This is a genomic window from Porphyromonas sp. CAG:1061 (assembly GCF_000435035.1).
In the GTDB taxonomy this organism is placed as follows: Bacteria; Bacteroidota; Bacteroidia; order Bacteroidales; family Porphyromonadaceae; genus Porphyromonas_A; species Porphyromonas_A somerae.
Genome location: NZ_HF988935.1, coordinates 6,589 through 19,091, shown reverse-complemented (window position 1 = coordinate 19,091; position 12,503 = coordinate 6,589). Strand labels below are relative to the sequence as shown.

Genomic DNA, 12,503 nt, shown 5'->3' with positions numbered 1-12,503 from the left:
AGCGTTTGCTTTGTTGCATCTCGGCAATTGCTTAGTTGCAACTCACCGATTGCTTAGTTGCATCTCAACTTTTGCCCTACTAGTATAGAGGTTTTTTTGGGTGCCTAGAGATAGCTTTTTCTTGTCCTAGATAAGCTGCCCGAACCACAAAGAGGGCGAATCGTGATTATAAGAGCACATGGAGCTTCTAGTTGTCCTGAACTAACTTCCCTCTGACTGATTGTCTCGACAAATTAGTTAGTTTTACAGAATATATCGCAACCCTGAGTGGCCACTAATCATTTAGATTATGGTACCTTTGCAGTGGTCATAATAAAAAAGCTCCTCTTGGTAGCTTAGCGATACCAAGTGGAGCAAAGAAAGTAGCCCCGACGGGAATCGAACCCATATCTAAAGTTTAGGAAACTTTTGTTCTATCCGTTGAACTACGAGGCCATTTATGCACGAAGATGCACGGTGCAAAATTACCATTATTATTCTTGATATGCAAGAAAAGATATCTATAAGTGTGATAACCGTCTGCTATAATGCGGCAGGAGAGATAGGGTATACACTCCAATCGGTAGCAAGCCAGACCTATCCTCATATTCAATATATAGTGGTGGATGGAGCCTCTACTGATGGTACCGTGGCGCTGATTGAGCAGTACCGAAGTCATATCGATCGCTTTATAGGTGAGCCAGATAGGGGGATCTACGATGCTATGAATAAGGGGATTAAGGCAGCTACAGGCGATTATCTCTGTTTTATGAATGCTGGTGATACCTTTCATTCTCCAACTACCCTCTCAGAGGTCTTTGCTCAGATCAAAAGCCCTTTGCCTGATGTGATCTATGGAGAAACAAATATCGTCGATGAAAATAGACAGTTCCTCAGACCCCGACGCCTGAGTACCCCAGAGCAGCTTACCTATCGCAGTTTCTTAAAGGGGATGGTGGTTTGCCACCAATCCTTCTATCCACGTAGAGACTTAGTGCCATGCTATAATCTTGGCTACCGCTTTTCTAGCGACTTTGATTGGTGTCTTAATATCTTGTCAAATGCTCAGCACACTTATAATAGTCGGTTGATCCTGACAGATTACCTTTCGGAAGGAGCTACCACTCGAAATCACCGTGCCTCTCTCAAGGAGCGGTTCGAGATAATGGGTCGCCACTATGGGTGGGTAAAGACGCTTTTTGCCCATCTCTTCTTTGCATTTCGGTGGTTAGTGAAATAGCATCAAGTAGTGGATCCAAAGGTGTGTTGCATCATCTCATAAATTGGCGGTGCAAAAAGAGTGGGGTAATAGGCTGCTTAAGTCAAATATATTCTATACATTTGTGGAAAAGAGATAGTTACAAATAATTCAATAACAAAAAACGAAAGTATTATTACTATGGCAAATTACAAGATTGAAGCGATAGAGGGCATTGGCTCAGCTTTTGGTCAGAAGCTTAGAGAGGCAGGTATCAAAACGACTGACGAGTTGCTGAAAGCAACCAAAACCAAGAAGCAGAGAAAAGAATTGGCTAGTGCGACTGGCATTAATGAGGATAAGATACTTATATGGGCCAATCATGTGGATCTCTTCCGTATCCAAGGCGTTGGAGCTCAGTATGCCGAGCTACTAGAGGCTGCTGGCGTTGATACTGTTAAGGAGCTAGCCAATAGAAATGCCGAGAACCTTGTACAGAAGATGGCGGAGGTCAATAACTCTAAAAAGCTAGTGAGTCGTATCCCACCTCTTAAGTCGGTTCAAAAGTGGATCGAAACTGCTAAGGCTCTTCCAAGAGGTTTAGAGTATTGATTTAGCAACGTTGCTCATATAGCATACAGGTGAGGCTGGCAGAGCCAATCGCCTGTAGGAGACGAGCAAATTGATTTAGCTACCCTAGTGGTCGCACTGTGATTATTGTGCGACTAGTGGGGTAGCTCTATATTTTGCAGATGATCTTATGGCCTCTTTGTCTAGGGCGAATTGGTCATAGCTATATTATCTCATTAAAATTGTGTACTTTTGTTAAGGTATGGAATACAAGACCTATAATAGATAAGTATGCAGTCAGAGCAGGATTATGGAGTAGTGGTGCAATCAGCTTTTGATCAATTGCTGGCTGATTACCTCAATTCAAACCATCGGAAGCGCACCGATGTTATTTGCAAGGCCTTTAATCTGGCACGTGCAGCACACGAGGGGGCAAAGCGCAAGAGTGGAGAGCCCTACATCCTACACCCTATCGCAGTTGCAAGCATTTGCTGTAATGAGATAGGACTGGGCTCCACGAGCATCGCTTCGGCGCTCTTGCACGATGTAGTGGAGGATACCGAATATACAGTGCAGGATATCCGTGATATGTTTGGCCCTACCATTGCTCGTATTGTGGATGGACTCACCAAGCTCTCCGGTGAGATCTTGGCGGAGATGATGATGGGTAAGGAGAATGCTTCGGCCCAGCTCGAAAATATCCGTCACCTCCTTCTGACGGCCAATAATGATATGCGGATTGTTATTATCAAGATTGCTGACCGTCTGCATAACATGCGTACTCTAGGAAGTATGCCATTGGCAAAGCAAGCAAAGATCGCCTCCGAGACACGCCTATTCTATGCTCCACTCGCAGAGCGACTGGGTATGTACGATATTATGAGTGAGCTCAATGACCTTTCACTTAAGTACGACCATCCTCAGCAATACATCGAGATACAGGAGGAGATAGAGCGCAGCGGTGCCAAGCGCTCCAAGCTCTTTCAGCTATTCTATGCCGAAGTGCGCGAAGACCTCGAAGCTACTGGGTTAGTTTACGAAATTCAGCATCGGATGAAGGGCATCTATTCCATCTGGAAAAAGATGACGACCAAGCAATTATCCTTTGATGAGATTTATGACCTATTTGCCATCCGGATTGTGTTCGAGCCGACTCGTAATGATACCGAATACGATGATTGCTTTAGGATCTATCGAGCCATAAGCCGGCATTTTAGGATTAAGGACGACCGCACTCGAGATTGGCTCACCAAGCCTAAGGAAAATGGCTATCAAGCCCTCCATATCACTGTTATGGGACCCCTCGGAGAGTGGGTAGAGGTGCAGATCCGTTCAAAGCGAATGCATGAAATGGCGGAGCGAGGACTGGCAGCACATTGGAGATACAAGCAGCACCCGGGAGAGATCGACGAAATAGAGCAAAATATTCTCAATAACGTGAGGGTACTCCTCAGCAATCCTGGACCTAGTGCATCTGACGACTACGAGACAATGATGTACAAGTTTACCACGGAGGAGATGCTGATATTCACCAAGATGGGAGACCAATTGAGAGTACCTCAAGGGTACACTGTGCTCGACTTTGCTTATGAGCTAGGTAGAGAGTATGGCGATCATTGCCTTGGTGCCAAGGTCAATCATGTGATGGTTAATATCGACTATCCCCTTCATAGTGGTGACCAGATAGAAGTGCTCACTGCCTCTAAGGTACAGCCGAGAGAGGAGTGGCTGGAGTATGTTACTAGTCCACAAGCCAAGCGTTATATTCGTAATTACCTGAGTAATGTTCGTACCAAGCAGATCCAAAGAGGTCGAAACCTTCTCGAAGCCCATCTCCACAGAGAGGGGTATGCGTTGGGAGATTTGGTCCCTAATTTTGGGCATGTGCTGAGCTACCCTACACCCGAGCATCTATTCCTCGCAGTACAGTCGGGCGAGGTCTCGCTAGACGATGACTTGACCAAGCAATTAATAGAGGATCGGCACAAGGGGAATCGTATGAGCGAAGACCGCCAGTTGTGGCTCGATTCGGATGAGACCCAGGTACCTAGCATCGCTCCAGAGGACCGCAAAAAACTCTATACCCTAGAGGCGAGAGATGGGCGTAGAAATTATATCCGTTCTCTCTGCTGTAAACCAATCTGTGGGGAGGAGGTAGATGGGATACTGAATCAGAAAGACCAAGTGGAAGTACATAAAAAGAGCTGCTCAATTGCTATGCAGCTCAAAGCCACTTATGGTGACCGAATCGTGGCAGTGGCATGGGGTCCTCATATCCACTCCAACTTTGGAGTTACTCTAGAGGTGGAGGGAGTTAATCAGGATGGTTTTGTCCACAATGTCCTCGGTACCATTAGAGATTTGAGAGTTCCTTTGATAGAGATTCATTTCTCTAGCTCCATTGATCGGGCTATCGGTACTTTACGCATACGTATTCCTAATATTACAGAGCTGAATTATCTCATTCGTCGATTAAAAGACGAAAATGATATCCTTCACATACAAATACTGACCAATAAACCAATACTTTAAGACATGGCAAGAATCATTGCACCCTCCGTGCTATCGGCGGACTTTCTAAACCTCGGGCGTGATATAGAGATGCTCAATCAGAGCAAAGCAGAGTGGATACACTTGGATATTATGGACGGGCTATTTGTGCCCAATATCTCCTTTGGGCTACCTGTAGTCCAAGCTATCCGCAAAGCTACGACTAAGACCCTTGACGTCCATTTAATGATAGAGCAACCAGAACGTTATATCACCGCTTTTGCGGATGCTGGAGCGGATGTCCTCACGCTGCACTACGAGGCGTCGCGCCACTTGCATAGAGCGATGCAACAGATACGTGATGCTGGCATGAAGGCTGGCGTGGTCCTGAACCCCCACACCTCTGTAGAGCTACTCCAAGACCTACTCCCTTATCTCGATCTAGTACTCTTGATGTCGGTTAACCCTGGCTTTGGAGGACAGAAATTTATCCCTCAAATACTTGATAAGACGGTAAGGCTTAAAAAGATGATTGAGAAGCGGGGACTAGAGGTGCTGATTGAGGTAGATGGTGGAGTGAATGAGGAGACAGCAGCGCAGCTCTTTGATGCCGGAGCAGATGCCTTGGTGGCGGGAAGCTACGTATTTGGCTCCGAGGATCCTCAGAAAACTATCGAAAGGCTTTTGGCGGTATAGAGGAGAGGCGTGCCACACCATAGAGCTACCTCTCCATGTCATCACTGCTAGTCCCTAGGATTGAGTATATCCATCGTCCAGCTTTCAGATTGGTGATAGGGGTCTTATTGGGTGCTTTGATTGCCCAGTCGGACTACCTCTTTGCGATAAGCATCACCCTGGTTGTTGTGATCGGGGTGTTACTTTTCTATCCTTTCCAAAAGATCAAGGCAGAGTTGATGATTTGGACCCTCCTCATCGCCATCGCCTTCGGTCTGTATACCCATCTTAGGGGTGCTAGATATGAGCAAATTCTTCAGCCTTGCAGCATAAGTCATGCTAGAGTAAAACTTCTTTATCCCCTCATCGCTAGTGCCGAGAGTGAAATTCGGTATCGGGCAAAGGTGGAGCTCCCCAATGGTCAATGGATCAATGTGCAGCTTAAAGTGCCTGTCTCCAGCACCATCAATGAGGCGAATAGCTACGGAGCCGAAGGGGTGGCAGCACTTGATCTCTCACCACTCAGCGCACTCAAGAATAAAGGCTATCGAAAGTATCTCATCAGTGAGGGGATTCATGCTACTGCCACCATTCAGAGCATTGAGACATTAGCTCCGATGTCCAATAAACCTCTGACAAGTATCCTTCAGCACTGGCGCTATCTTCTCCGGCATCAATTTGAGATGCTCGCTTCTGACTACATACCGTGGGAGGGTAGGGGGCTTATCTATGCCATCTCTCTTGGTGACCGCTCCCTGCTCCCCTCAAATCTGAAAAGACAGTTCGCCGATTCGGGAGTAGCTCACCTATTGGCTCTTAGTGGCTATCACCTAGGTGTGGTGATGTGGATGGTTAGCCTACTTATTGGATGGGCACTTTGGCAATATGAGTGGCGGTACCTCCGTTACCTCCTCCTTTTTATAGTGCTTCTCGCTTACACCCTATTCTCTGGAGCCTCTACCGCCACCATTAGAGCCTTCCTATTGAGCACCTTTCTTATTGGTGGAAAAGTGCTTTCCAGACCTTCTGACCCCATTCAGCTCCTCTCTCTGGTCTTCTTGGTATTTATAGTCATCAATCCTTTTGCTTACTATAGTATCGGATTACTCTTAAGTCTTTCCGCCGTTTGGGGCATCTATAGTTTCTTCCCCCTCTTCAAAAGATTACTCAACCCTACCAATAGACTGCTCCAGTGGCTTAGAGACCTCATCTGCCTTGCTGTAGCGGCACAGATTGGAGTGTTCCCACTCCTATTTTATAACTTTGGAGCCGCTCCACTTGTATTTATTTGGAGTAATATCCCCCTCGTATTTATCAGCAGCTTACTGATCCCCTTGGCACTGGTCGCCTTCTTGCTTACTGCTGTTTTTGACTGGGTGCCTAGTTTCCTACTAGAGATACTTCGGCTCCTGACTGGGTGGATGCACTCGGTCACCTCACTCTTTAGTCACGACCCAATGAGCCTTACCCTCCAGTTTGATGGCATTGCCCTCGCCCTCTATTACCTCATCGCTTACCTCGCATACCGCCTATTGCATAGCTACACCTGCCGAGTAGAGATTGCAAGAATTACTCACCCATCTCACGAGGAGCTTTAATCCAAGTCGTTACGGTTGTTAAAAGAGAACACCCTATGTCGGTAAGACATCGGGTGTTCTCTTTTCAGTGATCTCAGCTAATATTATTCATTAACGCTCAACGCATACTCTATGCGTCGAATCGATTCTTCAATGCCTAGAATATGGATGATTTCATGGATCTTAGCGCCACGGCCTTCACCTACCAGAGCCATACGGATCCCATTCATCACCCGGCCCATAGGTAGCTCATCTCCCTTTATCTTGTCGTAAAGTGCCTGCTCAATAGTCTCCTGAGATGCCTCCTTATCTAGTCCCTTGAGTAGGTCAATGATCATCCGCAGGTATTCAGGCGTCTCCGCCTTCCAATGCTTCTTCATTCCCTTCTCTTCAAAAGTGGTAGGCGCTACAAATAGATACTTCACCTCCCGTACAAAGTCGGGGAGCAATTGTACTTTCTCCTGTGCCGTCGCAATCGCCTCCTTGAGCTTCTCATCGCTAGCTTCGATGCCCTCTGCTTCGAGCATCGGACGCACAATGGGGAGTAATTGGTCTAGCGACATCATCTGGATATAGTGGTGGTTGAACCACTTTGCCTTCTCAAAGTCAAAGCGGGCACCGCTCTTGCTACACCTCTCTAGAGAAAAGGCATCTTTCAGCTGCTCCATAGAGAAAATCTCTTGCTCTGTGCCAGGGTTCCAGCCAAGGAGGGCCAGGAAGTTGATCACAGCTTCGGGAAGATACCCTTGTTCGCGATATCCTGTGGAAATAGTGCCATCCTTTGGGTCGACGAACTCAAGTGGAAATACAGGAAAACCGAGTTTGTCGCCATCGCGTTTGCTGAGCTTACCATTACCCGTAGGTTTGAGGATTAAGGAGAGGTGTGCAAACCTAGGCATACTCTCCTGCCATCCAAACGCCTCATAAAGTAGTACATGGAGTGGGGCGCTAGGCAACCACTCCTCACCCCTGATCACCTCAGTAATCTTCATCAAGTGGTCATCTACAATATTGGCAAGGTGGTAGGTGGGTAAGCTATCACTACTCTTGTAGAGTACCTTATCATCAAGGATGGATGAATTGATCACTACTTTGCCACGGATCAGGTCATTGACCTCTACATCTCTATTGGGCTCTACTAAAAAGCGCACTACATATTCGGCACCACTATTGATGAGCTGGTCGACCTCCTCTTTGGGGAGCGAAAGGCTATTCCGCATCTGCTCACGTGTGGTGGCATCGTAGCTGAAATTGGGGTACTCCTTTCGTGCAGCCTCCAGCTCCTCTACAGTGTCAAAAGCATAATAAGCCTTGCCAGCATCCAGCAACTGCTGCACATACTTTTGGTAGATTTCCTTTCGCTCACTTTGGCGGTAAGGGCCGTAGGGCTGATGGTCGGTACCAATGCCCTCATCAATCTCAATGCCAAGCCACTGCAAGGCCTCAATGATATACTCTTCCGCTCCTGGTACAAAGCGTTTGCTATCTGTATCCTCAATGCGAAGCACCATCGTGCCACCGTGGTGGCGAGCATAGAGATAATTAAAAAGTGCTGTACGCACACCGCCAATATGAAGTGCACCTGTAGGACTTGGTGCAAACCTTACTCTCACCATATTATATATGTGTATCAAATCTGTTATTTACAACAAAGGTACAAAATCACTGCCACATTCAAAAACGCCACCCCCTCCCATGAGAGATTGTGCGGAATAAGAACCAGACATAAAATCCACCTAAAATAGGGTCACATAGCCATCTTGTAATTGATTGGAAAACAGTGTTATACAAAAGCGTTTGTCTTCATAAACCCCAGCAAGGGGTATGGCTGAAAGGGGGTCTTGGCATAAGGGAAAAATTGAGATGCAACTAAGCAATTGCCGAGATGCAACTCGCCGATCGCTTAGTTGCATCTCAACTTTTGCCCTCTTAGCCCATGGGTTTATTGAGGTCGAAAATTGTTGTATGAAGGTGAGCCAAACCGTCTAGGTTTTCGAAAGGAGACCATGGTATCAAAAATGTCGCTGTGAGTATTTGAACTCAGTTACGAACGGGACTACGCATTCGTTACTCTCAAATTGCTCAGATTTTGGCTATTCTTATGAATTATGTGTACATTTGTAAGGTAATAAGCGGAGGGTTTGTTTTTACAAGATATAAATTTATGAGTAAGGTAGATGTACTACTTGGTCTCCAATGGGGAGACGAAGGAAAAGGGAAGGTGGTAGATGTGCTCACACCACGGTATGACATGGTGGCTCGCTTTCAAGGAGGGCCAAATGCAGGACATACTCTAGAATTTGACCATAAGAAGTTCGTGCTTAGATCCATCCCCTCTGGAGTTTTTCAGGGCGGTAAAACCAACTTAATAGGTAATGGAGTAGTGCTAGACCCTGTGCTATTCAGAGATGAAGCACAGTCGCTAGAGGAGAGTGGTGTGGATCTCAAGCATCGCCTTTTGATCTCCAAGAAGGCACACTTGATACTCCCTACCCACCGACTGCTTGATGCCGCCAATGAATTGGCAAAAGGCGATAAGAAGGTTGGCACCACTGGCAAAGGAATTGGCCCAACCTATACCGACAAGGTGAGCCGTAACGGCCTAAGAGTGGGTGATATCCTAAGTCCCGACTTCCCTGCAAAGTTTGAGACAATCAAGAAGCGTCACTTTGCTCAGTTGAAAGGCCTCAATTACTCCATTGAGACACAAGTACCTGATTATGCCGAGAAAGAGCAGGAGTGGCTAGAGTCCTTGGAGTATCTCAAGGAGTACCAATTGGTTAATGGCGAGGCGAAGGTGAATGATGCACTTTCTCACGATAAGCTTGTATTAGCAGAGGGAGCGCAAGGCTCACTACTGGATATTGACTACGGCTCTTACCCCTTTGTTACCTCTTCCAATACCGTTGCTGCTGGTGCTTGCATCGGCCTAGGTGTAGCCCCTCGTAATATCGGACGTGTTTTTGGTATCTTCAAAGCCTACTGCACGAGAGTGGGTGCCGGTCCTTTCCCTACCGAGCTCTTTGATGCCACGGGCGACAAGATTTGCGAGGTAGGTCGGGAGTTTGGCTCTGTTACAGGTCGTAAGCGTCGCTGTGGTTGGGTAGACCTTGTGGCACTTAAGTATACCACTATGCTCAATGGCGTTACCGACCTTATCATGATGAAGAGCGACGTGCTTGATGGATTTGAAGAGATCAAGGTGTGCGTTGCGTATGAAGTAGATGGCAAGGAGACCACTGAGATGCCTTTTGAACTGTCGGATGAGGTGAAGCCTGTCTACAAGGGCTTTAAGGGGTGGCAACAAGATATGACCTCCTGCACTAGTGAGGCAGAGTTTAGCACTGAATTCAAGGAGTACCTCAAGTTTATTGAAGAGTACCTAGGGATACCTATTTATATAGTATCGGTAGGGCCAGATAGGGCTCAAACCATTATTCGTAAATAATAATACAGCAGATTACAGAGTATGCCTACAGCTTATATATTGATGTTTGGGGTGATGATTCTGGGCATGTTGGTCCAGTGGAACCTCCAAAGTGTATTCAAAAAGTATTCTCAGGTGCGCCTAGATAGCGGCCTCACAGGTCGTGAGGTGGCGGAGAGAATGCTTATGGAGAATGGTCTGACGGATGTCCGAGTGTTATCAACTCGTGGAAAGCTTACAGACCACTATAATCCCTTGGATAAGACCATCAACCTAAGCGAGTCAGTATACAATAGCAATAGTGTGATGGCAGCAGCGGTGGCAGCTCATGAGACAGGGCATGCCCTCCAACATGCAATGGGATATGCACCACTGAAGATGCGCTCGGCCTTAGTGCCTGTGGTGCAATTTTCATCTAGCATTGTCAATATTGTACTGATTGCTGGCATCCTTTTGCTAAATGTGTTTCCCAAGCTTCTACTCGCTGGGATTATCCTATTTGGTGTCACTACGCTATTTAGTATCATTACCCTTCCAGTGGAGGTAGATGCCAGTAGAAGGGCTTTGGCATGGCTAGAGCGAAGCCGTGTAACCAGCTACGAGCAACAGCCAAAAGCTAGTAAAGCACTCCGAGCAGCTGCCTACACCTACTTTGCTGCTGCTATTGGCTCCATAGCTACTTTGCTCTACTACTTGACTATTTATAGCAGTCGTAGATAAAAATTATCCTCAATTTACTTGTGGGTATCAATAAAATGTGTACATTTGTAGAGAGGAATGTGAAAAAGCTCTATAACACGTGTTGCGAGCTTCCAAATTATCCTCTGGTGGCTTTGAATAATTGATTACAATATACTAAGACCGAATAACTTATGAGACAAAAAAAGACGGACAGAGCAAATCTGGAAAATGGCAAGGGGCTATACTTCCTGATGGGTTTGGTCGTTGCCTTGGCTGCAGTCTTCGTTGCTTTCGAATGGGGCAATAAAGATGTAGTGGTGGCTGAGGATGATAGAAACTTCGTCATTGAGGAAGTGGAGGATATCCAAATCACTCCACAAGAGGAAGAACCACTTCCTCCAGAGCCTGAGGTGGAAACTCCTGTAGTCGTTGAGAATCTACAGATCGTGGAGGACGACGTAAAGGTGGCCGATGTGACCATCGCTTCTGTGGATGATGCTGCAAACAAGCTACAACAAACCTTTACTCCTCCAGCACCTACACAAAGGGCGAGAGAAGAGGTGGCCGAGGATCATATCTTTGAGTACCTTGAGGAGATGCCTGAGTTCCCAGGTGGTCAAGCTGCGATGATGAAGTGGCTATCAAAGAACATCAACTATCCACCAATCGCGGCAGAGAATAATATCCAAGGTCGTGTGATGGTCTCTTTCGTGGTAGAGCCTAATGGATCTATCTCCAACGTTAAGATCGTGAGAGGTGTAGACCCTAACCTTGATAAGGAGGCAATGCGTGTGGTAGGCAAGATGCCTAAGTGGAAGCCAGGTATGCAAACCGGTAAGCCAGTGCGTGCACGTTTTACACTGCCAGTACAGTTTAGGCTACAGTAATAATAACAACGACTAAGTCGTAAGTAATACGTGGGTCGTGTGAGGCATTGTCTCGCACGACCCACGCTTTATATAGAGATCGTCTTCCCCAGGCAATCTGCTATGATGCCTTTGAGAGCAGCCTTGCGAGTGCTCCCTTGGGGGTGCCTTATCGGACAGGTCGGACGAGTCGGACGAGTCGGACGAGTCGAACAAGACAATCGGATCTCAGTAGAGCACCTTCACATTTACTCAAACCTTGGTAGAGGTTTTCGTCCGACTTGTCTGACCTGTCTGACTTGTCCGATAAGGCACCCAAGAGAAAAGGACCTCCGAAGGGAGATCCTTTTACGTTGTGGTATTTAAGGTAAAGGGGCTTACTCTGTTGGTTCCTCTTTTGATTCCTCTTTAGGGGCCTCTTCTTGGGTGATTTCGGTTGACTCCGAGGCTGCTAGAGCCTCCTTCTCTTGATTCGGAGGGGTCTCGGCTTCCTCTTTTTTGTCTTTAGCTGCACCTCCTGGTTTGGGGGTTTCTCTAAAGATATCTAGGAAGCTGGTGGGGCGCCCTTCGGGGAACCAGACGAAGTCGGGATAGTAGAGCTGACTTTCGTCGATCAGCAGTACTGGACTTACGGTGCCAACTTGCCGTCCCATCAGCTTCACCTTGCTTAGCTCCTTCTCCTCAAACTGCATAAGTATCTCACTGCACTGTGCCTTGACATGCTCTGTAGCGATGCTATCGGGATTAAGACTATAGTATATCACCTCAGCATTGCCACGGGTCCAGACCGAGTCCATCTGCTGGTCGGAAAAGTAAGCCAGTACCTCCCTCCCCCGCATCTGATTGAAGTGCTTCTCCTCATCCACCTTACTAGAAAGGTAGGCATTTTCCCTAATGTGAGCATAATCTAGTTCACCATTATGGATAAATAGCGACACCGTATCTCCCGTCACTTGCGACTCTCCACTCCAGATAAATGGCTTCCCGTAGCTCACCATCACCGAGTCCCGAGTATTCTAGATAATAGAATCGGCTAACGC

General features: G+C 46.9%; 10 protein-coding genes and 1 tRNA gene. 8 read left to right on the top strand and 3 right to left on the bottom strand.

Going from position 1 to position 12,503, the window contains the following annotated elements; translation table 11 throughout:
* Positions 1-363 precede the first annotated feature (363 nt).
* Positions 364-435 (bottom strand) — tRNA-Arg (locus tag QVO39_RS07195).
* Between the two features lie 49 nt (positions 436-484).
* On the opposite strand from QVO39_RS07195, the gene QVO39_RS07190 reads away from it, so the two are divergent.
* From QVO39_RS07190 to QVO39_RS07170, 5 genes are all read left to right on the top strand, one after another.
* Complete coding sequence (locus QVO39_RS07190; RefSeq protein ID WP_288171905.1) at positions 485-1,219, top strand: glycosyltransferase family 2 protein; 735 nt, start codon at positions 485-487, stop codon at positions 1,217-1,219.
* A 159-nt stretch (positions 1,220-1,378) separates the two neighbouring features.
* Positions 1,379-1,789: a DUF4332 domain-containing protein gene (locus tag QVO39_RS07185; protein WP_021903609.1), complete on the top strand. Its 411-nt coding sequence runs from the start codon at positions 1,379-1,381 to the stop codon at positions 1,787-1,789.
* Positions 1,790-2,038: 249 nt separating this feature from the next.
* The gene (locus tag QVO39_RS07180; RefSeq protein WP_021903608.1) at positions 2,039-4,279 is read left to right on the top strand and encodes a RelA/SpoT family protein; all 2,241 of its coding nucleotides are present in this window, start codon (positions 2,039-2,041) and stop codon (positions 4,277-4,279) included.
* 3 nt (positions 4,280-4,282) lie between these two features.
* Positions 4,283-4,933 (top strand): ribulose-phosphate 3-epimerase, encoded by a 651-nt coding sequence (rpe, locus tag QVO39_RS07175; RefSeq protein WP_021903607.1) that lies wholly within the window; start codon positions 4,283-4,285, stop codon positions 4,931-4,933.
* Positions 4,934-4,968: 35 nt separating this feature from the next.
* Positions 4,969-6,510, top strand: a complete 1,542-nt coding sequence (locus QVO39_RS07170) for a ComEC/Rec2 family competence protein (RefSeq protein WP_021903606.1) — start codon at positions 4,969-4,971, stop codon at positions 6,508-6,510.
* An 83-nt stretch (positions 6,511-6,593) separates the two neighbouring features.
* Here QVO39_RS07170 and gltX read toward each other — a convergent pair whose 3' ends face one another.
* Entirely contained in the window at positions 6,594-8,105 is a 1,512-nt protein-coding gene (gene gltX, locus QVO39_RS07165; RefSeq protein ID WP_021903605.1) for a glutamate--tRNA ligase, read from the bottom strand.
* 548 nt (positions 8,106-8,653) lie between these two features.
* On the opposite strand from gltX, the gene QVO39_RS07160 reads away from it, so the two are divergent.
* The 3 genes from QVO39_RS07160 to QVO39_RS07150 all read left to right on the top strand — a co-directional run bounded on the left by QVO39_RS07160 (position 8,654) and on the right by QVO39_RS07150 (position 11,484).
* Complete coding sequence (locus QVO39_RS07160) at positions 8,654-9,937, top strand: adenylosuccinate synthase (RefSeq protein ID WP_021903603.1); 1,284 nt, start codon at positions 8,654-8,656, stop codon at positions 9,935-9,937.
* A 21-nt stretch (positions 9,938-9,958) separates the two neighbouring features.
* Positions 9,959-10,636: a zinc metallopeptidase gene (locus tag QVO39_RS07155; protein ID WP_018028877.1), complete on the top strand. Its 678-nt coding sequence runs from the start codon at positions 9,959-9,961 to the stop codon at positions 10,634-10,636.
* Positions 10,637-10,788: 152 nt separating this feature from the next.
* Positions 10,789-11,484: an energy transducer TonB gene (locus QVO39_RS07150; RefSeq protein WP_021903601.1), complete on the top strand. Its 696-nt coding sequence runs from the start codon at positions 10,789-10,791 to the stop codon at positions 11,482-11,484.
* Between the two features lie 356 nt (positions 11,485-11,840).
* Here the strand turns inward: QVO39_RS07150 and QVO39_RS07145 are convergent, their stop codons facing one another.
* The gene (locus QVO39_RS07145) at positions 11,841-12,461 is read right to left on the bottom strand and encodes a hypothetical protein (RefSeq protein ID WP_021903600.1); all 621 of its coding nucleotides are present in this window, start codon (positions 12,459-12,461) and stop codon (positions 11,841-11,843) included.
* Positions 12,462-12,503 lie beyond the last annotated feature (42 nt).